At 68.9% G+C, this 23,446-nt stretch carries 19 protein-coding genes; 7 read left to right on the plus strand and 12 right to left on the minus strand.

Annotated features, from left to right (window positions below; translation table 11 throughout):
- Positions 1 to 58: 58 nt before the first annotated feature.
- The 3 genes from AOZ06_RS57620 to AOZ06_RS05650 are packed head-to-tail and all read right to left on the minus strand — an operon-like array spanning position 59 to position 1,158.
- Positions 59 to 436, minus strand: a complete 378-nt coding sequence (locus tag AOZ06_RS57620) for a hypothetical protein (protein WP_054288452.1) — start codon at positions 434 to 436, stop codon at positions 59 to 61.
- Entirely contained in the window at positions 375 to 575 is a 201-nt protein-coding gene (locus AOZ06_RS61935) for a helix-turn-helix domain-containing protein (RefSeq protein ID WP_417999935.1), read from the minus strand. Before AOZ06_RS61935 ends, AOZ06_RS57620 begins: the two co-directional genes overlap by 62 nt.
- Positions 541 to 1,158 (minus strand): TetR/AcrR family transcriptional regulator, encoded by a 618-nt coding sequence (locus AOZ06_RS05650; protein ID WP_054288453.1) that lies wholly within the window; start codon positions 1,156 to 1,158, stop codon positions 541 to 543. The genes AOZ06_RS61935 and AOZ06_RS05650 overlap by 35 nt, the downstream gene beginning before the upstream one ends.
- Before the next feature lie 65 nt (positions 1,159 to 1,223).
- On the opposite strand from AOZ06_RS05650, the gene AOZ06_RS05655 reads away from it, so the two are divergent.
- Positions 1,224 to 2,069: an SDR family oxidoreductase gene (locus AOZ06_RS05655; RefSeq protein ID WP_054288454.1), complete on the plus strand. Its 846-nt coding sequence runs from the start codon at positions 1,224 to 1,226 to the stop codon at positions 2,067 to 2,069.
- Between the two features lie 685 nt (positions 2,070 to 2,754).
- Here the strand turns inward: AOZ06_RS05655 and AOZ06_RS05660 are convergent.
- The 6 genes from AOZ06_RS05660 to AOZ06_RS05685 form a co-directional block, all read right to left on the minus strand.
- A complete protein-coding gene (locus AOZ06_RS05660) occupies positions 2,755 to 4,467 on the minus strand; it encodes a sensor histidine kinase (RefSeq protein ID WP_054288455.1) in 1,713 nt (570 codons plus the stop codon).
- 81 nt (positions 4,468 to 4,548) lie between these two features.
- The gene (locus tag AOZ06_RS05665; protein WP_054288456.1) at positions 4,549 to 5,913 is read right to left on the minus strand and encodes a CYTH and CHAD domain-containing protein; all 1,365 of its coding nucleotides are present in this window, start codon (positions 5,911 to 5,913) and stop codon (positions 4,549 to 4,551) included.
- Between the two features lie 9 nt (positions 5,914 to 5,922).
- Positions 5,923 to 7,257, minus strand: a complete 1,335-nt coding sequence (locus AOZ06_RS05670; RefSeq protein ID WP_417999936.1) for a HAMP domain-containing sensor histidine kinase — start codon at positions 7,255 to 7,257, stop codon at positions 5,923 to 5,925.
- Positions 7,254 to 7,925: a response regulator transcription factor gene (locus AOZ06_RS05675; RefSeq protein WP_054288457.1), complete on the minus strand. Its 672-nt coding sequence runs from the start codon at positions 7,923 to 7,925 to the stop codon at positions 7,254 to 7,256. The genes AOZ06_RS05670 and AOZ06_RS05675 overlap by 4 nt, the downstream gene beginning before the upstream one ends.
- A 126-nt stretch (positions 7,926 to 8,051) precedes the next feature.
- A complete protein-coding gene (locus AOZ06_RS05680) occupies positions 8,052 to 8,423 on the minus strand; it encodes a hypothetical protein (protein WP_054288458.1) in 372 nt (123 codons plus the stop codon).
- Positions 8,424 to 8,498: 75 nt separating this feature from the next.
- Entirely contained in the window at positions 8,499 to 9,944 is a 1,446-nt protein-coding gene (locus AOZ06_RS05685) for a GAF domain-containing protein (protein WP_054288459.1), read from the minus strand.
- A 227-nt stretch (positions 9,945 to 10,171) separates the two neighbouring features.
- Here AOZ06_RS05685 and AOZ06_RS05690 point away from each other — a divergent pair, with 227 nt between their 5' ends.
- Positions 10,172 to 11,356, plus strand: a complete 1,185-nt coding sequence (locus tag AOZ06_RS05690) for an aldehyde dehydrogenase family protein (RefSeq protein WP_470303337.1) — start codon at positions 10,172 to 10,174, stop codon at positions 11,354 to 11,356.
- 47 nt (positions 11,357 to 11,403) lie between these two features.
- Here AOZ06_RS05690 and AOZ06_RS05695 read toward each other — a convergent pair whose 3' ends face one another.
- Positions 11,404 to 12,960: a beta-N-acetylhexosaminidase gene (locus AOZ06_RS05695; protein WP_054288461.1), complete on the minus strand. Its 1,557-nt coding sequence runs from the start codon at positions 12,958 to 12,960 to the stop codon at positions 11,404 to 11,406.
- Positions 12,961 to 13,100: 140 nt separating this feature from the next.
- Here AOZ06_RS05695 and AOZ06_RS05700 point away from each other — a divergent pair, with 140 nt between their 5' ends.
- Positions 13,101 to 14,072, plus strand: coding sequence for a hypothetical protein (locus AOZ06_RS05700; RefSeq protein ID WP_054288462.1), 972 nt, complete (start codon positions 13,101 to 13,103; stop codon positions 14,070 to 14,072).
- Here AOZ06_RS05700 and AOZ06_RS05705 read toward each other — a convergent pair.
- Complete coding sequence (locus AOZ06_RS05705; protein ID WP_054288463.1) at positions 14,069 to 15,961, minus strand: propionyl-CoA synthetase; 1,893 nt, start codon at positions 15,959 to 15,961, stop codon at positions 14,069 to 14,071. The genes AOZ06_RS05700 and AOZ06_RS05705 overlap by 4 nt on opposite strands.
- Positions 15,962 to 16,124: 163 nt before the next feature.
- Between AOZ06_RS05705 and AOZ06_RS05710 the strand changes: the two genes are divergently transcribed.
- On the plus strand, positions 16,125 to 18,257 hold the full coding sequence (locus tag AOZ06_RS05710; protein ID WP_063809974.1) for a serine/threonine-protein kinase: 2,133 nt from the start codon (positions 16,125 to 16,127) through the stop codon (positions 18,255 to 18,257).
- Positions 18,258 to 18,312: 55 nt separating this feature from the next.
- On the opposite strand, the gene AOZ06_RS05715 is transcribed toward AOZ06_RS05710, so the two are convergent.
- A complete protein-coding gene (locus AOZ06_RS05715; protein WP_054288464.1) occupies positions 18,313 to 19,872 on the minus strand; it encodes a dolichyl-phosphate-mannose--protein mannosyltransferase in 1,560 nt (519 codons plus the stop codon).
- 15 nt (positions 19,873 to 19,887) lie between these two features.
- Between AOZ06_RS05715 and rsmI the strand changes: the two genes are divergently transcribed.
- The 3 genes from rsmI to rsgA all read left to right on the plus strand — a co-directional run bounded on the left by rsmI (position 19,888) and on the right by rsgA (position 23,410).
- Positions 19,888 to 20,730, plus strand: a complete 843-nt coding sequence (gene rsmI / locus AOZ06_RS05720; protein WP_236952094.1) for a 16S rRNA (cytidine(1402)-2'-O)-methyltransferase — start codon at positions 19,888 to 19,890, stop codon at positions 20,728 to 20,730.
- Positions 20,731 to 21,264: 534 nt separating this feature from the next.
- Positions 21,265 to 22,266 (plus strand): DUF4185 domain-containing protein, encoded by a 1,002-nt coding sequence (locus AOZ06_RS05725; protein WP_054296434.1) that lies wholly within the window; start codon positions 21,265 to 21,267, stop codon positions 22,264 to 22,266.
- A 103-nt stretch (positions 22,267 to 22,369) separates the two neighbouring features.
- A complete protein-coding gene (rsgA, locus tag AOZ06_RS05730) occupies positions 22,370 to 23,410 on the plus strand; it encodes a ribosome small subunit-dependent GTPase A (protein WP_054288466.1) in 1,041 nt (346 codons plus the stop codon).
- Positions 23,411 to 23,446: the final 36 nt, after the last annotated feature.

The raw sequence follows: 23,446 nt of genomic DNA on the forward strand, positions 1-23,446 counted from the left end.
CACTGTCACGGCGATAGCGCCAATACGAATTGCTGGTGCGGCCGATAGTAAATCACTATCACAGGCGACCTGAACGGAGGTCGGTCACGGCGAGCCTGGCCGCCTCGGCGATCGCCGCGTCCACCGCGGGCAGCGCGAGGTCGGCGCGGGCGGCGAACGTGAAAACCGCGACGGCGATGGGGGATCTCACCGGCGTATTCGACGACCGCGACCTCGTTGCGGACCGCGCCGATGGTGCCGGCCCTGCCTGACACCCGGACATCGCCGAACGGGAACCCGGCGCGGATCGGTGCGACCACACCTGCATGCCCGTCTCCCGCATCAGCGTCGCCGCGACGTCCGCGGTGCCGCCGATGATCCTGGTACCGGACAGGTCAAGCTCTGCGGCGATCCGCTGGACCGCGTCCAGCCCGGCCTCGCCGACACCGTTGCACACCTTGGGAAACCGGCGGTTGGGTCATGCCGAGTCGTTCGGCTGCCTTGCCGGAATGCCCGTCCTCGGCGATCGAGACGAAGAACCCAAGTGCCGCAGCAGAGCCATCACGAGCGGGGTGCCAGCCGGGCGACCACGTCACGGACGAAGGCGGTGTAGCGCTCGCGGAACTCGGGATCGGACGCCTCGACGCCGAAGGCCTTCTTGACCACGTCCGGGATCACGTGCGGCGCGGTGGTCAGCGCCATCAAGCCGACCAGCAGGCAGGCCGGGTCAAGATCGGCGTCGAGTTCGCCGCTGTGCTGGCGGGCGACGATTCCGCTGAGGTCCAGCACCGGCTCCTCGTCCGGGGTTTGCTCCCCCTCGGCGTAGCTCAGGCCGCGCCAGACCATCAGCCGGGTGCCGCGCGGGTCGTCCAGACCGTCGTGCAGGTACGACTCGGCGACGTCGGCCGCGGAGCGCCCCGGGTCGTGGAACGTCGCCTCGTGCTTGAGCCACTGGCTCTGCAGCGTGCGGTAGAGGCCTTCCTTGCCGCCGAAGTAGTAGTTGATCAACTGCTTGTTGACGTTGGCGCGGGCCGCGATCTCGTGCACGCGGGCGCCCGCGTAGCCCTTCTCGGAGAACTCCTCGTACGCCGCGGCCAGCAGGACCCGCCTGGTCCGGTCGGCGTCCGCCTGACGGTCCTCCGGTGCTGGTGAGCGCCGTGGCTTGCCTGGTTCGCGCATGATCGGGGATGCTATCAGTCAACTATTTGGTTGACGCGGTTTAACAGATGGTTGAAACTGGCGGTATGACCATCCTGGTAACCGGCGCGACCGGAAACGTCGGTCGCGCCGTCGTCACACAGCTGCTCGAAGCAGGCGCGGACGTGCGCGCCACCTCCCGCTACCCGGAAACTGCCGGGCTGCCGGTCGACGTCAAGGCAGCCGACCTGGCGAACCCCTCGTCGTTCGAGCAGGCGCTCGACAACGTGGAGAAGGTGTTCCTGTTCCCCAACCCGGCGGGCGCGCAGGGATTCGTCGACCTCGCGGAAGCCGCAGGGGTGCAGCGAATCGTGCTGCTGTCCTCACAAGCCGCGGCGCACGAGGAGTACGGCGACGCCCCGATGCGGACCATGCACGTGATCGTGGAACAGGCGCTGGCGAAGTCCAGCCTGGAGTGGACCTTCCTGCGGCCGGGCGGATTCGCCACCAACACCCTGTTGTGGGCACAGTCCATCAAGGACACCGGCCGCGTGCGCATCCCGTACGCGGACATGAACACGAACTCGATCCACGAGGACGACATCGCCGCGGTGGCAGTCAGAGCGCTGCTCGAAGACGGGCACGCCGGCAACGTCTACGAACTGACCGGCCCGGAATCGCTGACGCAACGACGGCAGATCGAGCTGATCGGCGAGGTGATCGGCAAGGAGATCGAAGTGATCGACCAGCGGGGCGCCGAAGCCCGCGCGGCACTGAAGGCCCAGTTCGGGCCGTACGCGAATGACCACTTCCTCGACTCGATGCTGAAGATATACCAAAGCGCCGTCGGCAGGCCCGCCGACATGGCGACCGGGGTCGACGAGGTTCTCGGCCGTCCGGGCCGGACATTCGCCGAGTGGGTGCAGGACCACAAGGCCGACTTCGTGGCCTGACGGCCCGCGGTGCCGCTGGGACCGGGAGTTCCTGGGGGATTCCCGGCACAGCGGCTTGGGCGGTGCCGGTACCGCTTTCGGTTTCACGGTCGGAACCCCAGGTGGCGGCCTATGTGGCGCAGAACTGTCAGACCCCTGCGGTAACGTGAAAACAAGGGATCCCCTTGGGGGAATTGCTGATGGGGAGAGGGCTGCTCAGGGCTATGTCCATGGGCAGGGCCTGTGGCTTGGGTTGGGGTGGGCTGCAGGTTGGGGTGGCTGTGGCTGCGGGTCTGTGGTGGTTTGGCCGCGAGTTGGTGGTGGGGTGCGGTTGCGTGTCGTTGGGGCTGCGCGAGTGGGCCGACTAGATCTCGTTACAGGTTGTGGGTTGGTGGTGAGCTGTAGCTGTTGCTGCGGTTAGCGGTGAGACTGGCTGCGGGTCGGCGGTGGCTGCGGCTGCGGCGTGGAAGTGGGATGGGGTGCAGCAGACCCAAGCGGCTGCCGCTGTGAGTCGCTATGGGGTTGGCCACTGCGGTTGGGACTGCGGGTTTGCTGCGGCTGGGTTGCTGTGACTGCGGTAGCAGTCGGCTGGGGCTGGCTGGTGGGCTGGGGCTGTGGTCGCTGGGCTGGGCTGGCAGGTGGGCTGCGGCTGCGGTCGTAGTTGGCTGGGCGAGGCTGGCTGGCACTAGCTGGCGCTGGCGGGTGGTCAGCGGCCGGTGGCTGGGTCGGTGATCGGCACGGTGAGAGTGGCTACCGTCGGGCCGCCTGGTGGGCTGGTGAGGGTGAACGATCCGTCGAAGGTCGCCAACCGTCGTCGCAGGCCGAGCAGTCCGGTTCCGATCGCCGGGTTCGCGTCGCCCTTGCCGTCGTCGATCACGGCGACTTCCAGCGTTGCCTCCGTGTGTCTGATGTGCAGCACGACGCGGTCGGCTTCAGCGTGTTTTGCCACGTTCGTCAGCAGTTCGTTCACCGCGAAGTACACCGCTGACTCGACGGGCGACGGTAGCCGCCCGTCCACCGTGCCTTCCACCTGCACCTTCAACGGGCTGTCCAGTGCCAGTGCGCGCAGGGCGTCGCCGAGGCCGCGTTCTGCCAGCACTGGTGGGTGGATTCCGCGGACCAGGTCGCGCAGTTCGGTCAGTGCTTTCGCGGAGGCGTCCTTCGTCTTCGCCACCAACGACTTCGCTTTCGCCGGGTCGTGGTCGATGAGGCTTTCCACCGCGCTCAGGTGCAGGCCCATCGCGACCAGGCGGGCTTGGGCGCCGTCGTGGAGGTCGCGTTCGATCCGGCGGAGTTCCGCTGCTTGGGCGTCTGTCGCGTCGGCGCGGGTCGCTGTCAGCTGGTGCACTCGTTGTGCCAGTGCGGCGTTCACGGTCGGACCGAGCAGGTTGCGGGTGATCTTCGCCTGTGTTCGCAGTACCCAGGCCGGGGCGAACACGGCGGCGGGCACGGCGATCAAGCCGACCAGGGTGTCCACGGCGCACGAGGCGAAGTCGCGCCACGTGGCCGCGTCGGTCATGACCCACTTGTAGCGGGCAATGCGCATGTAGCTCTGCGGCGTTTTGTGCAGTTGGGTTCCGTGCCTGTACGTGCCGTCCGGGCGGGGTTTGGGCAGTGCCGGGGGTGGCAGGTAGGGCGCGGGGATTTCCAGGCCTGACCATGTGCTGATCGATCTGCGGCGGAACGCGGTCACTTCACGCATCCCCATCACCAGTGGCACCCACAGGAACACCCACAGGCCCCAGATGTGGATCGGCACGACGCCGATCACGAGGACCACCGCGGACAGGATCGTCGTGCCCAGTGCCGTCAGGAAATGCGCGGTGACGAACCACACCAGCTGGATCCGGCTGCGCATCTGGGCCCAGAACCGGAACATCACGCCGTCGTGCTTGGCCCGCAGCCGTGCCGACGTCCAACGGTCGTGTACGTCGACCAGCCAGGGCGCGGCGAGGAAACCCGCGATGACCGGCACCGCCGCCACGGGCCACCACGAGGTGAAAGCCAGCCAGACGCCCGTGCCGATCAGGCCGGGTGCGACCGCCGCCAACGGGCCGCCGACGAACGGGTTCACCATCAGCCAGATCAGGTCGCGGCGGCGGCCCGGGTCGTCGGTGTACCAGTCCAGTTCGCGGTCGAACTCGTTGAACCACGACGGCTTGCTGACCGCCCGGTCACCCACCGTGTACAGGCCGTCCTCGTCCGGTTGCAAGGGGGGCATGAGCGGCCAGTAGACGCCGTCGCCCGGGATCCCGGTGACCCGCCGGGCCAGGTCGGGCAGCCAGCGGGACCACCTGATCACTGCCGGAGCGGCGATCACGGTCAGCAGGCTGAGGGCTACGAGGGCGAAGACCGGCACACACGCCAGCGCGAAGACGAGCGCCCGTACGCTCCACCAGACCGCCCTGCTCTGCCGCATCCTGCCCTCCCGAGATCACTCACAGTGTGACTGACCACGGTCGGGCGTCGCATTGCTCGCAGGCCCAGTCGTCAGGTGGGCCTAGCCCCACCTCAGCTCGCGGCGGACCTGCTGGGCGTTGGCTTCCTCGCGGGCGTGCAGCAGGCCGAACGTGAACCCGTTCTCGCCGTCGGCGTGGGCCTGCATGCCGAGCGTGCGCAGCAACGGCTGGGCGACCACGCTGTCCTGGTACTCACCCGCCTGCTGGGTGAAGGCCTTGGCGCGTTTGCGGGCTTCGTCGGCGGGTTCGCCCAGCGCGGGGACGGCTGCTTCGAGGCCGTAACGCAGGCGTTTGGCTGCTTTGCGGGCGCGGTGCACGTCGCCGGACTTCAGCCGTGCGCCGACCTTGGCCTCGGCCTTGCCGATGTGCTTGGGCAGCTCCTTGTGCGCCTTGCGCCCGGCTTTCTTGGTCGACAATTCGTCGTTGACCAGCGCGTCCAGCTGGTCGAGCAGCCGCAGGTAGCGTTTGCCGCGCAGCACCTTCAGCACGTCCTTGCGGGCTTTCGCCTGCGCGGGGGCGAAGTGCCTGGTCAGGCGGGCCTGGACCGGGCCGACGACGAGTTCCGGCGGCAACTGGGACACGGCCTTGGCGAGCCGTGCGACCTGCACTTCGAGGTCACGGGCCGGGCTGAGCTGCCTGCCCAGCCACTGCAGCTCGGCGTCCAGTTCGCCGCTCGGCAGGACCTCGCGGTAGACGCGCAACGCGCTGCGCAGCCGCCGGATCGCGACGCGCATCTGGTGCACCGAGTCGTCGACGTCCTGACGGACCAGGATGTCGTAGTACTTGATCTTCTCGAGCTGCCCGGCCACGTAGGCGAGGACGGTCGTGCCCGCGGCACGGCCGGGCTCGACTCGCGTGGGCTTGGTGCCGAGGACCCTGGCGAGCTTGGACGGCAGCGCCGAACGGCGGAATCCCGCGGTCCGCAGCGGTTTTTCCGCCTTGTCCAGCACGTCGGGGTCGCCTTCGACCTCGATCTCCCGCCACACCACGCTGTCCGCGTCCGGTTTGGTGGCCGTGACCTGGTCGTCGGTGACTTCCGCGCCCGTGATCTCCCACCGGGTCCGCGCGGTCTCGATCCTGGCCACCGGCACGAGCTCCGCGCCGCGCGTGTAACCGAGCGTCAGGTCCGCGAACTCCTTCGGTGGCTTGTCCTTTCCGTTCAGCGGCAGGTGGATCTCGTCTCTGGTGTCCTGGCCGACGGGGACTTTCAGGTGCCAGCCCTCGTCCTCGCCGCCTGCCCGGCGGCGCAGCGTCAGCCCGCCGCGGATCAGCCGCAGATCCGTTGTGTCGTAGTAGGTCGCGTCCAGCGACTCGTGGTGCGGACCCGCGACGACGCCGCCGAAGGTGGGCAGTTTGGCATCAGGAGCGGCTTCGTACTTGCGTTCGACTTCTCGATGGGTCCGCATGGAATTGACCTACCCTGGCAGCGTGATCGTGAAACCGGCGCCGCCTTCCGGGGCGGGCCCGGCCTCGATCCTACCGCCCATCCGCGTGACGAGCCCGTGCACGATCGCCAGCCCGAGGCCGGTGCCGACCGGCCGGATGCCCTGATAACGGCGGTGCAGCGCGCCGCGCTCGAACGCGATCCGATAGTCCTCTTCGGACAAGCCTGGCCCGCTGTCGCGCACTTGCAGCACCCGGCCGGGCAGGTGGGCGAGCACGATCGGCCTGCCTGCCGGGGTGACGCGCAGCGCGTTCTCCATCAGCCCGTCCAATGCCTGCCGCAGCCGCCTTGGGTCGGTGTGCGCGGCGACCGGGTGATCGGCGTTCTCCGACCGGAATTCCACGCCCTCCGCCGCGCAGCGCGCCGACCACACGGCCGCGGTCTCCCGCAGCACACCGGACAGGTCGACGGACGTGATGTCCATCCGGAAGTCGTCGGCCGAGAGCCTCGCCAGGTCGAGCAGGTCGCCGACCAGCCGCTCCAGCCGCTGCGCCTCGTTGCCGATGGTCCGGCCGGCGTCGGCGGCCCGCGGACCGGTCACCACGCCGTCGGCCAGCGACTCGGCGAACCCGCGGACCGCGGTCAACGGCGTCCGCAGCTCGTGCGACACCGACAGCAGGAAGTCGCGCTGGCGGGATTCGCTGCGTTGCAAGGCGTCCGCCAGCGAGTTGACCGAGCCGGCGACGTCGGCGACCTCACGGGGGCCTTCCACCGGGACGCGAAGGTCTCTGCGCCCGGCCCGCATCGTGTGCGCGACCTGGGCGGTCCGCCGCAGCGGACGAGCGAGCAACCGGCCCAGCACGACACCGGCGACCGCGGCGACCAGCAGTCCGATGCCGAGTGCCAGCAGGATGTTGCCGATCAGGCGCTGGATCGTCGTACGGTCGGCGGACGGCTGGAGGACCAGCACGAAACCGCCGCGCGGAGCGTCACGGGCCTCGACCAGGTACGTACGCCCGCCGGTTTCGACGTTCTTCGACAACCGGCCGCCGTCCAGCGCCTTGGCCTGCCTGGCGGCAGCGACGGCGTTCGCCTCGCCGACGACGTTGCCGCGTTGCCCGACCGAGACGACAGCGATCCCTTGTCGTTCAAGGATGTCCACGACCCGGCGGCGCCCGGCCAGGCCGCCGTCGGTCTCGAACAGCTGCGCGGCGAGCACGTCGGCCTGGTCGGCCAGGACACGCTGGGTGACGTCCAGCGAAGTCCTGGACACCAGCCGGAACAGCACGAGTCCGGCGACGAGCGCGGACACCCCGGCGACGGCGAGGCAGACCACGATGATCCGGCCGGCCAGCGACCGGATCACCGCGACTCCGCGGAGTAGCCGACACCCCGGACTGTCCTGATCGGACTGTCGTCGCCGAGTTTGGCCCGCAGCTGGGCGATGTGCACGTCGACCGTGCGTGTCCCGGCTGCCGCCTGGTAGCCCCACACGGCGCTGAGCAGCTGGTCACGCGCGTAGACCCGTCCGGGCGTGCGCATCAGGTGTTCGAGCAGGTCGAACTCGGTGGACGTGAGCGCCACCTCGCGGCCACCCGCCCACACCCGGCGCTGGTCGACTTTGACCTCGACCGCGCCCGCCCTGAGCACTTCCGTCTGCGGCGTGCCGCGGCGCAGCACCGCACGCACCCTGGCGACCAGTTCGCGGGGGCTGAACGGCTTCGTGACGTAGTCGTCGGCACCCATCTCCAGGCCGAGGACGCGGTCCACCTCGTCGTCACGAGCGGTCACGAACAGCACGGGCGTCCAGTCCTCGGCAGCCCGCAGCGAACGGCACACCTCGATGCCGTCCATCCCGGGCAGGCCGATGTCGAGCACGACGGCGACCGGGCGCAACCGGCGGACGGCGGCGAGCGCGCCCGGCCCGTCGGTCTCCACGTGCACGCCGAACCCGTCCCGGCGCAGGTACATCCCGACCAGGTCGGCGATCGACCGTTCGTCCTCGGCGACGAGAACGAGTCCTCTAGAGCTCATCCAGTTCCGACTCGACGCTGTTGAGTGTGGACTCGACGGAGTCTAGGTCACCGGCCGGCGCGTCCTGCTGCCGTTGGCAGCCGGTAAGGAGAAACGCGATGGCCGTGAACGCGGCCAAGGATCGTCTCATTTGCCACCGCAGTACTTCTGCTTGTACGCGGCGAGCCGTTCCTGTGCCTTCTTGATCACATCGGCGCGCTGGGCGCGGTGGTCGGCCTTGCCGTTGAGCCAGTCCTTCTGTGCCTGGTCGGTCGCGCGCCCGGCTCGCGCGCGCAGGCTGGCGACGGAGCCGCGTACGTCAGCGCTGCCGTTGATCCTGGTCAGCGCCTTGTTGGCGCGGTTTTCCAGCTTCGGGACGCGCTGCTGGCAGACCTTGGTGACGTCGAAGCCCGGCTGTGCGGGCGCTGGTGACGGCTGTGCGCCCGCGGTCGTGGTCAGCAGGGCGAGGCCCATCACGGTCGCGCCACTCGCGGCGGCGATGCGGTGTGTCCATTTCATGGCTCTCACTCTGACCGTCGGCGGTGAGCGCCACGTCTGGCGAATGTTCGGGTTGTGTAAGGCCGCGTCAGCAGCTCATTCGTCCGCGATGCACGCCCTGAGCTGCGACTGGACCCAGGCCTGCCGGGAGTCGGCCGGTGGCATGCCGCCCGTGAGCGCTTCGAGCGCTTCCTGGTCGGGCGTCGCGCGGACGAACGAGTACAAGGCGTCCAGGTCGCGGCGTTCCAGCACGAGCCTGCGCAGCTGTGCGAGCGTCTGTTCTCGTTCCGAGCGCACACCCGGCGCGTTGGACCTGGGTAGCAGCGGCCCGCGCCACAACGCCACCGCGTCGCGCACACGGCGTTCACGCAGCGGTTGGCGGACGTTGATGAAGTCCGCGTCCACCTCCGCGTCCAGGCGGTACGGCTTGGTGCTGATCGCGGACGCGCCGAGCTGCGTGCGCAGCCGGTGGATCTCCGCGCGTGCGGTGACCGGGTTGCCGGATTCCCCGTACAGCACCAGTGCGAGCTGTTCGGCGGTCATTCCATTGGGGTGCAGGGCAAGCAGCGTGAGGATCTCGGCGTGCCGCAGTGTCAGCGGGATCTCCCTGCCGTCGAGCAGCGCCTTGGGCTCGTCCACGCCGAGGAACCGCAGCGACAGCAGCGGCTGGCGGCTGCCTGCCGGGCCGGGCGCGATCCGCAGCAGGAAGCCCTCGGCCAGCGGTTCGACGATCGCCGCGCGGCCGTCGGGCAGCCACAGCGTGCCCTGCCCGTTCCTGATGTCCACTCTGGACGGGAGGCCGACGCACGCCTCGGTCGCCACCACGCGGCCGGTCGGCGAGACCAGTGCGCCGGGGCTGCCGCCCAGGCCGGTCAGGTGCCGCGTGTTGCGCAGCCGGAAACGCTCGTTGCGCAAGGTCATCCGGGACTGGAGCTGGCTTTCGGCCAGCTGCGCCGCCGCGGAGACCAGCGCGAGCGTCGACGGGTGCATTGTGCACAAAGGACCAGTGATGTCGATGACACCGAGCACCTCGCCGGTGTCCGGGTCGTGCACCGGGGCCGCGGCGCAGGTCCACGGGTGGTACAGGCGGACGAGGTGTTCGCCGCCGTGGATCACCACCGGGCCGTCGAGCGCGAGCGCGGTGCCCATCGCGTTGGTGCCAATGGCTTCCTCGGTCCACCTGGTTCCCTCGGTGAGCAGCACCTTGTCCGCCTGGTGGCGAACCACGGCACTGCCTTCCCGCCACAGCAGGTGCCCGGCGGCGTCCGTGATCAGCATGATGTGTTCGGCCTCGTCGGCGATGCTCACCAGCATCGCCCGCAACGCGGGCATCACCGCGGCGAGCGGATGGTCCGCGCGCAGGTCGGGGACGTCGGTCTCGGCGTACACCACCGGCGGCAGACCGTGGTCGGGGTCGATGGCGGCGTCGAGCGATCGCTTCCACGACGCGGAAACCAGCTCGCGGGGCTGGTCGGCACGGGCGGCGGGAAGTCCCGCGCGCAACTGGCTGACCAGGAATGTGTACGCGCCCGCGTCCTTCATGATCCACGCCCTTGGAACGCTCTGTGCAACGTTACTGCAACCCAGTGTCTTCTACCGTCCGCCACTTGTACCCATGAAAGCATGCCGGGGAGGCGTGAAGCATGAGTAGATATGCCGCACCAGGAGAACCCGGTTGTGTGGTGCGGTACGCGGGCCGATACGACCATTTCGTCGGCGGGGAATATGTGCCACCCGCAAGCGGCCGCTACTTTTCGAACCCGACCCCGGTGACCGGCCGGGTGTTCACCGAAATAGCCGAGTCCGTCCCCGACGACCTGCGGCGGGCCACCGACGACGCCCGCGGTGCGGCGGCAGGCTGGTCGAAGACGGCACTCGCCGAACGCGCGGTCATCCTCAGCGAGGTGGCCGACCGGATCGAGGACAACCTCGAAGCGCTCGCCGTGGCTGAGAGCTGGGACACAGGAAAGCCGATCCGGCAGACACTCGGTGCGGATGTGCCGTTGGCCGCAGATCATTTCCGCTATTTCGCCGGGGCGATCAGGGCCGCGGAAGGTGTCCGTTCCGGGATCGACGGGGACACTGTGGTGCACGGGTTTCGTGAGCCGGTAGGTGTGGTGGTCCGGTCGCTCGGCTGGGACTACCCGTTGCTGGGTGCCGCGTGGTGCCTCGCCCCGGCGCTCGCGACCGGGAACACGGTCGTGCTCAAGCCCGCCGCGCAGACGCCCGCGTCGATCCACGCGCTGCTGAGCGTGGTCAACGACCTGGTGCCGCCCGGCGTGATCAACGTGGTGAACGGTTTCGCCGCGACACCGCCGCTGGGGCTCAGCCCGTCGGTGTTCTTCGCCGACCTCGACGGGTCCCTGCGCGACAGGGCGCTCGACGGGTTCGCCACCGGGACGTCGCTGGCGCTCGTCCAGCACAGCCGCTACGAGCAGTTCCTCGGCGCGGCGGTCGAGCGCGTCCAGGGGCTCGTCACCGGTCATCCGCTGGACACCTCGACCACGGTCGGCGCGCTGGTCAGCGCGGACGAACTGGCGAAAACCACCGCGCACGTCGAGGCGGCGGCCCGCACGGGCGGGCGGATCCGGGCAGGCGGTGGCCGGGCGTCGCTGGGTGGCGAACTCGACGGCGGGTTTTTCCTTGAGCCGACCGTGATCGAGGGCGACAAGGGCTACGGCAGGCCGGCCGCGCCGGTGCTCCCGGTGATCGGCTTCAACGACTTCGACGACGCGGTCAAGCTGGTCAACGAAGCAGGCACCAGCACAGGTGTGTCGGTGTGGACGCAGGACACCGGCGTGGGATACCGCGCCGGACGGGCGATCAACGCGGCCCGGATCTGGATCAACAGCGACCACTCGCACCCGGCCGAAGCGGCCTTCAGCCGGGAGGACCGCAACACGCTGCTCGCCGAGTACTGGCGCGACAAGCGCATCACCATGACCTACTCGTGAGTGGTTCGGCCGGTACTAACCGGCCGAACCACTCACGAGGGTTTTTTCTAGTTGTGCCAGGGGATCTGCGGTGAACGGTAGAAGTTCACCCCCTGCACCTGCCAGCGGTCGCCCTGCTGGGCCAGCCGCTCGCGGAACGACGCCCAGTCGTGCGTCGACCACGGCGACCAGCCCAGCTCGGCCACCGCGGGCAGCCTCGGGAACGCCATGAACTCGATGTCGTCGGAGTCCTCGAGGGTTTCCGACCACAGCGGCGCCTCGACGCCGAGCACGCTCGACTCGGGCACGTTCTTCACGAACGAGCCCGGGTTCCAGCCGTACGCCACGTCCACCTCGACGAACGCGGCCCAGTCCTGGCCGAGCGGGGTGTTCTCGTCGTACTTCATGTCCAAATAGGCCTTGTGGGCGGGGGAGAGCAGGACCTTGTTGCCCCGCGCCGCCGCCGCGGCCACGTCCTCGTCCTCGTCGTCGGTGCCCCAGTACTGCGGGACAGCCGAGGTGACCGGCTGCGCCTTCACGAACTCGTGCCACCCGGCGACCTTCTTGCCGTACTTGGCCGCGATCGGCAGCACCCGCCGCATGAACTTCAGGTAGTCGGCCGGTTCGGTCGCGTGTGCCTCGTCGCCGCCGATGTGGATGTACTCGCCCGGGGTCAGCGCGGCCAGTTCACGGACCACGTCGTCGATGAACTTGTACGTGATCTCCTTGTCGATGCAGAACGAGCTGAACCCGACCTCCGTGCCGGTGTACAGCGGCGGTGCGACGCCGTCGCAGTTCAGCTCGGCGTACGAGGCCAGCGCGGCGTTGGTGTGCCCGGGCATGTCGATCTCGGGGATGATCGTGATGAACCTCGAGCGGGCGTACGCGACCAGGTCGAGGTACTGGCGCTTGGTGTAGAAGCCGCCCGGCCCGCCGCCCACCTCGGTACTGGCGCCGTAGCTGGTCAGCCGGGGCCAGCCGGGGATCTCGATCCGCCAGCCCTGGTCGTCGGACAGGTGCAGGTGCAGCCGGTTGATCTTGTACTGCGACAACTGGTCGATGTAGCTCTTGACCTCGCCGACGCTGAAGAAGTGACGTGACACGTCCAGCATGGCGCCGCGGTGGGCGAACCGGGGGAAGTCGACGATCCTGCCGCCGGGCACGACCCACGGCCCCTTCTGGCGTGACTTGCTCTCGGCGGCCGCGGGCAGCAGTTGGCGCAGCGTCTGCGTGCCCGCGAACAGGCCCGCCGCGGTGTTGGCGCGGATGACGACCTGGCCGCGTTCCACCTTCAGCTGGTAGCCCTCCTGACCGACGCGCGGGTCGGCGCCGCCGAGCAGCAGCTGGATGCCGGTGCCGTGCACGAACGCGGGCAGGACCGGCAGCGGGTACCCGGTCGACGGCCGCAGCACGTCGGCGAGCTGCTTGCCCACCGCGGCGGCCTCGCGCGACCCGTGCTGCGTGAGGATCAGGGTGCCCCAGCCGAGCCGGAATGCCTGCCGCGCATCCGGCTGGGCGAAGGCCGGTGCCGGGATCACACTCGTCAGGCTCTTGCCCGCGAGTGCCTCCTGACCAGCGCTCGCCGGTGCTTGCAACAGCGCGGCTGTGGCGGTTGTCACCGCCATGACCGCGAGGAATCGACGTACGTGCACAAGCCCTCCAGAACGTAATTCCAGCGGCGGCGACGCAATCAGGTATAGACCACTCACCCAGCCGTCACAACGGCCGATTGTCTTGGGTGGGGCGGGATGCGACGCTGTTGCGCGTGTCGCGTTCCAGCGTTTTCGCTGCCAGTGTGGTTGTCGGTGTGCTCGTTGCCGGGTGTGGTGCCAAGCCGGTGCCGCCGACCGGGCCGGTCGACCTGCCGGCGAAACCAGCGGACTTCGTCGACGTCTTCACGTGGTCACAGGGCGTTCCCGCAGGTGCACGGCCATTGTCGACAGTCTTCAAGGGGCCGCACTTCTCGTACGGGTTCGGCGCGCTCGCGGTGCGCCCGGAGCTCGACGAATCGAGCGGCGGCCTGGAGGCCGGGCCTGCCCGTGCCGCGTCCGGCCACGAGTTCCTGGTGCTCTACCGCCTGCAGGGCGACGACACGTTCGCCCCGGCGCCGCAGACCCCGCTGGCCGTCGACGTCGTGGTGGGCGCGACCCGCAAACGCTTGCCCAAGCCGCTGGAGCGGGGCACTGGCCTGATCGTCAGCGTCCCGGTCGGCGCGGACGCCACACTCGAGGTGACCGACGACAAGCCGTACCAGTTCAGCGTGCGCAACGGCACAGGCGGCACGCCCCCGTCGACCTCGGACAACGCACCGGCCAAGGCCGGCGTCACCCAGGTCCGCTGGCAGGACGGCACCTACCGCGGCAACGGCAACTACCAGGGCCAACGCACCTCAGGGCCGTTGGCCGTGACGCTGGAGCTCGGCGCCCGCAGCGAGCTCGCGACCACGCTGCCCGGCATCGGCGCCGCACCGGCGAGACAACTCTGGCTGCGCCTGCCCGACGCCAAGATCAGCACCGACGACGCGGACCTCAAGCTCGACCTGGCCCGCAGCGTCAGCCTGATGCTCGCCACCGGCAAGCAGGCGTCGACCAGGCAGTCCACGTCCGGCCTGCTGTTCACCGTGCCCGACAGCTTCACCAGCGGCGTGCTGACCGTCGAACCGCAGTTCCCGGTCACCAGCACGGCGAGGTGGGCGCAGAAACCCGAGACCAAGCAGATCCCGCTGCTGCCGGGTTAGGGACGTTTCAGCACCGGGCGCAGGGCGTCCAGCACCCCGGGGTCCTCGATCGTGGACGGCACGGGCTCGTCGCGGCCGTCGGCGATGCCGCGCATGGTCTTGCGCAGGATCTTGCCGGACCGGGTCTTCGGCAGGCCCGCGACGACCGAGACGTCCCGGAACGCCGCCACCGGCCCGATGTCACGGCGGATCGCGGCGACCAGTTCGTCGCGCAGCACGTCCTCGTGCACCTCGACACCGGCCTTGAGCACCACGAAACCGCGCGGCAACTGGCCTTTCAACGAGTCGTGCACGCCGATCACGGCGCACTCGGCGACCGCGGGATGCGCGGCGAGGACCGCTTCCATCGCGCCCGTCGACAACCGGTGCCCGGCGACGTTGATCACGTCGTCGGTGCGGCCCATCACGTGGACGTAGCCGTCCTCGTCGATGAAACCGCCGTCACCGGTGAGGTAGTAGCCGTCGAATGTGGACAGATAGGACTGCTTGTACCGCTCGTCGTCGCCCCACAGCGTCGGCAGGGTCCCCGGTGGCAGCGGGAGTTTGATCGCGATCGCGCCCTCCTGGCCCGCCGGGACCGGGTTGCCGGACTCGTCGAGCACCCGCACGTCGTACCCGGGCACCGGCACGGTCGGCGAACCGGGCTTGAGCGGCATCGGTTCCAGGCCGCGCAGGTTGGCGCAGATCGGCCAGCCCGTCTCGGTCTGCCACCAGTGGTCGACCACCGGCACGCCGAGCTTCTCCGTGGCCCAGTGGTACGTCTCCGGGTCCAGCCGCTCCCCGGCCAGGAACAGCGTGCGGAACCGGGACAGGTCGTGGTCGCGCACCAGCCGCGCGTCCGGGTCGACCCGTTTGACGGCACGCAACGCCGTCGGCGCGGTGAACAGCGCTTTGACGCCGTACTCGCTGATCACACGCCAGAACACGCCCGCGTCCGGCGGGCCCACCGGCTTGCCTTCGAACAGGACCGTCGTGGCGCCCGCGAGTAACGGCGCGTAGACGATGTACGAGTGGCCGACGACCCAGCCGACGTCGGACGCGGTCCAGAACACGTCACCGGGGCCGATGTCGTAGATCGCCTTGAGTGACCAGGCGAGTGCGACCGCGTGCCCGCCGTTGTCGCGCACCACGCCCTTGGGCCGACCGGTCGTGCCGGACGTGTACAGGATGTAAAGCGGGTCCGTGGCGTCCACCGGTACGCAGTCGTGTGGCCGCGCGGATTCGACGAGCGTGTCCCAATCGATATCTCGCGGTCCGAGTTCGGCGGTCTGCTCCGGCCGTTGCGTGATCACGACGTGGTCGGGCTGGTGCGCGGTGACGGCCAGCGCGTCGTCGATGATCGGTTTGTACGCCACGACCCTGGTCGGCTCGATGCCGCACGAGGCCGCGACGATCACCTTCGGCTTGGCGTCGTCGATCCGGCCGGCCAGCTCCTTCGGCGCGAACCCGCCGAATACCACGGAGTGCACCGCCCCGAGCCGGGCACACGCCAGCATCGCCACCACGGCCCGTGGGACCATGGGCATATAGATGATCACACGGTCGCCCCTGGTCACACCCAGGCTTGCCAGCGCCCCCGCGAACACCGCGACCTCGTCGCGCAGTTCGCGGTACGTGTAGGAGGCCTTGCTGTCCGTGACAGGGGAGTCGTAGATCAGGGCGACTCGATCCCCGCCGGTCCCACCGTCGACATGCCGGTCGAGCGCGTTGTGGCACGTGTTCAACCGCGCATCGGGAAACCAGCGGTAGAACGGCGCCGCACTCGCGTCCAGCGCACGGGACGGCGGCGTGGTCCAGTCGATCGCACCGGCCGCGTCCAGCCAGAACGCGTCCGGTTCGGTCAGGCTGCGGTGGTATGCGGCCCGGTAGTCACCCACAGAGTCACCCATGGAGTCACTCTGCCATTGGGAGCAACCTCCTGCCTACGGCCGACGTCTGATGCAGCGGGGCCACGGTTGCCTCACAGGTCCAGCGCCGCTGGACATATGGTGGGTAAGTGCTCACGTCGGGTGAGTAAGCACGAGGAGGGAAGCCGTGGACGGGTTCGTACGAATGGCAGCTGATTTGTTGTCGTTCGCGCATACCGTCTTTGGGCCGGGTTTCTGGCCGGGTGACTGGGTGTGGGCGACCATGGCTGCCGGGTTCCTGATCATGATCTTCCCGGTGCTCGCCTCGTTCAGCGTCGCGTTGATCCGCAAGGGCACCGGAAACGCTTACAATCCGGTCACGCTGAGCGTGTTCGGGGTCATCGGCGTCGTGCTCGCCTTGGTCGTGCCGTGGCTGATGGCCAACGGGATCTCCACGATCTTCAACAACGCCGCACTCGGCGGCAGCACTTATGGCATCACGTTCCAGAAGACTTTCTCCACCGAGAACGCGACGGTGATCGGCACGCAGGCGGAGTACCTCGGCAAAGGCCCGACGGTCTACGAGCTCTTGGCTGGCGGCAGCGGCGTCGACGTCGCGCTGAACATCGCCAAACTCGTTGTGCTGCCCGCGCTTTCCGCGTTCTTCGTGATCCTGCAGGCGCGTGCCGCGTTCCGGCGCGGCCCGACGTGGCCCGGCCGGATGATCTGGCTGTCGTTCGTGGCGTTCCTGCTCTTCAGCGTGGGACTGCAGGGCAACGTGGCGTTCCTGCTGTGGATCGGCATGCTCCCGGCGGCCGTGCTCGGCCTGATCCCGATCCTCGTGATCGGCGCGCCCAGCTGGGCGACGATCAACCGGTCGGTGCAGGAGAAGGACAACCAGCCCCCGCCGCAGCAGCACCCGCAGCAGCAGATGTCGGCGCACAACCAGCAACAGCAGTTGCCGCCGCGCCCGCCCACACAGCAGCAACCGCCCGTCCAGCAGCCCTCGCAGCAGAAGCCACCGCCGTACGTTCCCGAGCCCGTGCCGCCGCCATACCGCCCGGACGGCCCGCTGTCGGGCCAGGCGCCCGGTCATGAGTTGCTCAGCGGAAGCCCGCAGCCGGGCAAACTGGCCGACACGCCCGGTCCGATGCCGTTCCCGCTCGGCGGGCCCGTCCCGGTGGGCGGCGCAGGCGCGCCGAAACCGCCGACCAGGGCGATGGCCAGCGGCGGCGGGGGCAACAGCATGTGGACCCGGAGCGGCGGTCGCTTCAAGAAGATCAAGGCGCTCGGCCACGGCGGCTTCGGCACGGTGTGGCTGGCGATGGACACCCAGCTCGACCGGACGGTCGCGGTGAAGATCGCCCACGCACCGGACGCCGAGACCGAGGAGCGCATGCTGCGTGAAGCACGGGCGCTCGCCGCCGTGCGGCACCCGAACTGCGTGCGTGTCTACGACATCGTCGAGGACGAGGACGGTCTCGGCATCGTGATGGAGTACATCGAGGGCAACGCGCTCGCCGACGCCGTCCACGACAACGGCAAGCTCGACGACCTCGCGGCCGCCAGGCTCTGGGTGACCATGGCCGGTGCGCTGTCCGCGGCGCACGCGAAGGGCGTGCTGCACCGCGACATCAAGCCGTCGAACATCATGATCGACCCGTCCGGCATGCCGCACCTGATCGACTTCGGCATCGCCCGGTCGAAGGGCGATTCGACGCTGACCAAGACCGGCATGATGGTCGGCACCCCCGACTTCCTCGCGCCGGAGACGGCGGCCGGATCACCGGCCACGCCCGCGTCGGACGCGTGGCAGCTCGCGGCGACGGTGTCGTACGCGCTGACCGGGGAACCGCCGCGCGGAACCCGTGACAACCCGATGGCGGCGCTGATGGCCGCGGCCAGGGCCGAACGCGTCACGCACCTGCCGAACAGCAGTGTTCACATGCGCCTGCTGGCAGCCGCGCTCGGCCCGGACCCGGCGGGAAGGCCGACGCTCGACACCGTGATCCGGCAGACCGGCGGCTGGCTGTCCAAGGGCGGTCACGCCGAGGACGGGCCGGTCACCAAGGTCGTCAAACGCGAGGACATCGCAGCGCTGGACCGCACGAAGGTGACCGCGCCGCCCGCCGAGCGCACGAAGATCACTGACCCGGAGCGGACCAAGTTCACGGACCCGGAGCGGACCAAGTTCGCCGACCCCGAGCGGACCCAGTCGACGAACCCGCCGCGCCCGCCCGCAAACCAGCAGCAGGCCCAGCAACCTGCACCGCCGGACCTCGAACGAACCCGCCCGGCGCAGAAAAAGCACAACCCCACACGCCGCTTCGGCATGTAACCCCTCGTGAGTGTTTTGGCCGCTTAGAACCGGCCAAAACACTCACGAGGTTTTGTCAGCGCCAGGAGGGGAGCCAGAGTTCGGCTTGCCAGCGCGCGTTGGTGATCGAGTCGCCGTTGAGGATCGGCCAGAGCCAGATGAAGTTGGCGACCACCAGGCCGACGTAGATCGCCACCACCAGCAGGCCGGTCCCGCGGCGCTCGTAGCCGTCCTTCGCCGTGCCGAGGATCTGGCCGAGCGGCAGCACGAGGCCGAGGATCAGGAACGCCGACACCGGCGTCATGTAGAAGAAGTACATCTGCCGGTCGAGGTTGAGAAACCACGGCAGCAGGCCCGCGAGGTAGGCCACGACGACGGCGGTGTACCGCCAGTCCAGCCTGCCGAACATCCGCCACAGGCCCCACGCGAGCATCGGGAACGCCAGCCACCACATCGCCGGGGTGCCGATCAGCATGGTCGCGCTGACGCACTGGCTCTCGCCGCAGCCGGTCGTGGTGCTGTCCCAGTAGTAGAGCATCGGGCGCAGGCCCATCGGCCACGTCCACGGCTTCGACTCCCACGGGTGCGGCTCGTTGGGTTTGGTCACGAGTGACTCGTGGAAGTTCAGCACGTTGGCGGAGTAGTCGAACAGGGAACGCAGCGCCGGGCCGAACGGGCCCCACCACGTCGTCACCAGGTGCCGGTCGACCCCGGTCTCGCTGCCGAACCACGCCCACCACGTGGCCACGTAGACCAGGATCGGGACGAGCAGCAACGCCCACAGGCCCGGCAGCAGGTCACGGCGGATCGCGCCGAGCCAGGGATGCGCGACTCCCGCCGACCTGCGCGCGGTGGCGTCCCAGATGACCGTCAGCAGGCCGAACGCGGCAACCCAGTACAGGCCACCCCACTTCGACGCGCAGGCGAGCCCGAGGCTGACCCCGGCGGCAAACCGCCACCAGCGGAAACCGAGCCGCGGGCCGTAGATCGAATCGTTGACCCACCCCTCACGGACGGTGACCGCGAGCCGTTGCCGCATCTGATCCCGGTCGAGCAGCACACACCCGAACGCGGCGAGGATGAAGAACGCGATGAAGATGTCCAACATCCCGGACCGGCTCATCAGGTGCAGGACACCGTCGCAGATCAGCAGGATCCCGGCGACCGCGCCGAGCAGGGTCGACCGGGTGAGCCGCCGGGCGATCCGCACGATCATGAGAACCATCAGCGTGCCGAGGATGGCGGCGGTGAACCGCCAGCCCCAGCCGTTGTAGCCGAACAGCCACTCACCGACAGCGATCAACTGCTTGGCCAGCGGCGGGTGGACCGTCAGCTCATATCCGGGGTTGTCCTCGAAACCGCCGTTGCGCAGCATCTGCCACGCCTGAGGCGTGTAGTGCTTCTCGTCGAAGACAGGGGTGCCGTCGTGGGTGGGGAAGCCGAGGTTCTGCAGCCGGACGATCCCGCCGATGACAGCGAGGACACCCGCGACCAGCCAGCCCCGCAGCCGATCGGTCGGCATGGGGCGGCCGAGCAGGCTGTCCGCGGGATCGGCACCCGGCGCTTTCGTCCGGGGAGCCGCCTCCTGCGCGGCGTCGGCCGACTGGCGGTCGGACCCGGTCACGAGGGCAGTCACGCGCCCGATCGTAGGGTGAGCGATGTGAACGCAGTATCCGGTTCCGGCCGACTAGTGCTCGCAGCCACCCCGCTCGGTGATGCGAAAGACGCCTCGACCAGGCTGACAGAGGCCCTGGCCGGGGCAGACGTGATAGCCGCCGAGGACACGAGGAGGCTGCGCGCGCTGGCCAGCGCGCTCGGCGTGTCGCCGTCGGGGCGGGTGGTGAGCTTCTACGACGCGGTGGAGACCAGCCGGATACCGAACCTGATCGAAGCGATGACAGAAGGCTCGACAGTGCTGTTGGTGACCGACGCGGGGATGCCCAGCGTCTCGGACCCGGGATATCGACTGGTGACGGCCTGCATCGCAGCGGATGTGCCGGTGACCTGCCTGCCTGGCCCATCGGCGGTGACAACGGCGCTGGCGGTATCCGGCCTGCCATGCGACAGGTTCACCTTCGAAGGATTCGCCCCCCGAAAAGCGGGAGAACGCGGCCGCTGGCTGGGAGAACTGGCGGAGGAACGCCGCACAGCGGTGTTCTTCGAATCCCCCCACCGCCTAGCCGAGACCCTGGCACAAGCAGTCGAGGTGCTCGGCGAAGACCGCGCGGCAGCAGTATGCCGAGAACTGACGAAAACCTACGAGGAAATCCGCCGAGGCACCCTGGCAGAGCTGGCAACATGGGCGGCGGACGGAGTCAGGGGAGAGATCACGGTCGTGATCGGCCCGGCAACACCAGTGGCCACGGACATACCAGCCCTGGTAGCCAAGGTCAGGGCACGCGTGGACAAGGGAGAACGCCTGAAGACCGTAGCCGCAGAGATAGCCGAAGCCGCAGGAGTCAGCAAGAAGGCGCTGTACGACGCCAGCCTCTAGGTGCACGCGAACACAGAGATCACCCAACCGCCCGGCCGGAGCGGCGACCAGCCCCCGCCCGGCCAGTGACATCCACCCCGGGATGGCTCACGCGCAAGGAGCCGTGGCTGCCCACACAGGGTGAGCGGCACGTAGCCGGTGGCGGCTCGTGTGCGGGTGCAGACCAGCCAAGCGTGGAGATTGCCCACACGGTTGGTGTGAGCGGTAGCCAGCCCGCAGCGGCAAGCGCGTAGACGCAGTGCCAGCCGACAGCGACCCGTGCGCAGGCAAGTGACCAACCCGAGCGGCCAGCGCGCAAGCGCAGAGAAGGGCATCGGGCAGGAGCGCCCACGCCACCAAGAACCCACCAAGGAACCAGAGCACAAAAGCCTCCTGCCCAGAGGTCAGCCCCCGGCGAGGGAAAGGCTCGTTCCGTGCAAGTGCAAAAACCACGACTCCCACGAAACGACGTAACCAGACCGAGTGCAAGCGAAAAGCCAAGCAAGAGAAAGGATGGCTCTGCGAAGAAACGCGGGTGCACGTAGCGTGGCCATCATGGTCAGAGTGGTGGCGACTGAAGAGATCGGGCCAGTGACCGGCGCGGTCACACGCAAGTTCGGCATACACGCGACCGACTTGGGAATCCTCTGGGACAACGGTCAGGGCAAGCTGCTGTGCGCTTTCGGGGACACGTACGGCGCCGGCTGGGGTGGCGACGGAGCGGGCCCGCCGGAAGGTTCGGACTGGCGCTGCAATGTCCTCGCGTTCGCCAGCAACCGGGATCTGGACGCGGGGTTGCGGTTCGACGCCGTGGTTGCCCGGGAGGACGGGACTGCCGCGCAGATCCTGGAGCGGGATCGTCAGGCGGACGAGAACACCGTCATCCCCAACTCCGGTATCGCTGTCGGCGGCTACAACTACTTGCACTACATGTCCGTGCGGAAGTGGGGCCCCGCGGGTACGTGGGACACGAATTACGCGGGCATAGCGGTGTCCGTTGACGGGGGTGACACCTGGACCAAGCCGCCGGGCGCGCGCTGGCCCAACTTGCCCGAGGGTGATCATCCTTTCCAGATCTGTGCTTTCGCCGCCGAGCGGGACCACGTCTACCTCGTGGGTACGACCAACGGCCGCTTCGGCCCGGCCTACCTGGGCAGATGTGGCCGGTTCGATGTCCTCAGCCCAGCGTCGTACAGCTACTTCGCTGATGGTGAGTGGGTCAAGGACCCCGTTCGGGCGACGCCGGTGATGAGCGGGCCGGTCGGGGAGTTGTCCGTCGAGTACAACGAGCGGTTTCGCCAGTGGATCGCGCTGCACCTGGACGAGGAGCGGGGCGCGATCGTGCTGCGCTGGGCGCCGGAGTTGACCGGGCCGTGGGCGGACGGGCAGGTCCTGGTCGATGGCGGGGACTATCCCGCGCCCTACGGCGGTTACCTGCATCCCTGGGCCAATGACGGCGAGGACGTGTACTTCACGTTGTCGCAGTGGGGTCCGTACAACGTCAAGCTGATGCGGACCCGGCTTAAATCGGATGCGCCCGGGAGCGGCACCGTCTAGGGTGGCGGTGACTTCGAGAGAAAGGGGAGGTGTGTAGCCGTGGCTGTCTTTGTCGTTGACGCACGCCTGCTTCCCGTTTCCTCTCTCGAAGGGTTCACCCGAGGTGACTTCGCTTGACCTGACCACGCTCGGCTGGGACGACACTTTCGCCGCCGAGCTGCCCGCCGGAACGGTCCCCGGCAAGATCGCCCGTGTCCACTCCAGTGGTGCGGTGGTCATCGTCGATGGCCAGGAACAACACATCGAGTACTCGTCCCGGATCACGTTGCCCTGCGTCGGCGACTGGGTCGCGGTGCACGACGGCACCATCGCCGCGGTGCTGGCCCGCCGGACCGCGCTCGTGCGCGGCGGGGTGGCCGAGGACTCGCTCAGCCAGACCTTGGCGTCCAACGTGGACGTCATCTTCGTCGTCGAACCGGCTTGCCTGGAAGGGCGCGGGGGCGACCCGAACCTCGGCCGGATCGAGCGCCTGCTCGCGCTGGCGTGGGACAGCGGCGCGACACCTGTGGTGCTGCTGACCAAGTCCGATCTCGTCGGCGAGCGCGTCGGTGAGATCGTCTCGACTGTCATGGGCGCGGCGCCCGGCGTCGAGGTGCACGCGGTTTGTTCGATGACCGGGGACGGCGTCGACGTCGTCGCGTCCTACCTGGGAGTCGGTCGCACGGCCGTGCTCGTCGGGCCGTCCGGCGCCGGGAAGTCCACTTTGGTCAACGCGTTGGCCGGTGATGACGTGATGGAGACGCAACAGGTTCGCGCGTCCGACGGTCGCGGCAGGCACACGACCGTGCACCGGGAGCTGCTCGTGCTCCCGCGTGGCGGGCTGATCATCGACACGCCGGGCATCCGGCGGGTGTCGTTGTCCGGTGAGGGCAACGGGCTCGACGCGGTGTTCACGGACATCGAGGAGTTCGCCGAGCAGTGCCGGTTCGACGACTGCGGCCACACCGGTGAGCCGGGGTGTGCTGTGCTGGCCGCGATCGAGTCCGGTGAGCTGCCCCAGCGCAGGCTCGACAGCTGGTTCAAGCTCAACCGCGAGGCCGAGTGGGTCGCCAGCCGGACGGACGCGCGCCTGCGCCAGGAACGCGGCCGTCGTTGGAAAGTGATCCACAAGGAGATGCGCCGCTCGGGACGGCATCGTCCCTGATCGCCCGGGCGCCCTTCCCGTTCGGCTGTGGGAAGG

Source organism: Kibdelosporangium phytohabitans, assembly GCF_001302585.1.
Classification (GTDB): domain Bacteria; phylum Actinomycetota; class Actinomycetes; order Mycobacteriales; family Pseudonocardiaceae; genus Kibdelosporangium; species Kibdelosporangium phytohabitans.

Bases quoted from the DNA above. Each gene is read 5' to 3' on its own strand.
- AOZ06_RS05710 (WP_063809974.1), top strand. From the start codon at position 16,125: ATGGCAGCTGATTTGTTGTCGTTCGCGCATACCGTCTTTGGGCCGGGT.
- AOZ06_RS05650 (WP_054288453.1), bottom strand. From the start codon at position 1,158: ATGCGCGAACCAGGCAAGCCACGGCGCTCACCAGCACCGGAGGACCGT.
- AOZ06_RS05655 (WP_054288454.1), top strand. From the start codon at position 1,224: ATGACCATCCTGGTAACCGGCGCGACCGGAAACGTCGGTCGCGCCGTC.
- AOZ06_RS05725 (WP_054296434.1), top strand. From the start codon at position 21,265: ATGGTCAGAGTGGTGGCGACTGAAGAGATCGGGCCAGTGACCGGCGCG.
- AOZ06_RS05660 (WP_054288455.1), bottom strand. From the start codon at position 4,467: ATGCGGCAGAGCAGGGCGGTCTGGTGGAGCGTACGGGCGCTCGTCTTC.
- AOZ06_RS05685 (WP_054288459.1), bottom strand. From the start codon at position 9,944: ATGAAGGACGCGGGCGCGTACACATTCCTGGTCAGCCAGTTGCGCGCG.
- AOZ06_RS05675 (WP_054288457.1), bottom strand. From the start codon at position 7,925: ATGAGCTCTAGAGGACTCGTTCTCGTCGCCGAGGACGAACGGTCGATC.
- AOZ06_RS05680 (WP_054288458.1), bottom strand. From the start codon at position 8,423: ATGAAATGGACACACCGCATCGCCGCCGCGAGTGGCGCGACCGTGATG.
- AOZ06_RS05705 (WP_054288463.1), bottom strand. From the start codon at position 15,961: ATGGGTGACTCTGTGGGTGACTACCGGGCCGCATACCACCGCAGCCTG.
- AOZ06_RS05665 (WP_054288456.1), bottom strand. From the start codon at position 5,913: ATGCGGACCCATCGAGAAGTCGAACGCAAGTACGAAGCCGCTCCTGAT.
- AOZ06_RS05695 (WP_054288461.1), bottom strand. From the start codon at position 12,960: ATGGCGGTGACAACCGCCACAGCCGCGCTGTTGCAAGCACCGGCGAGC.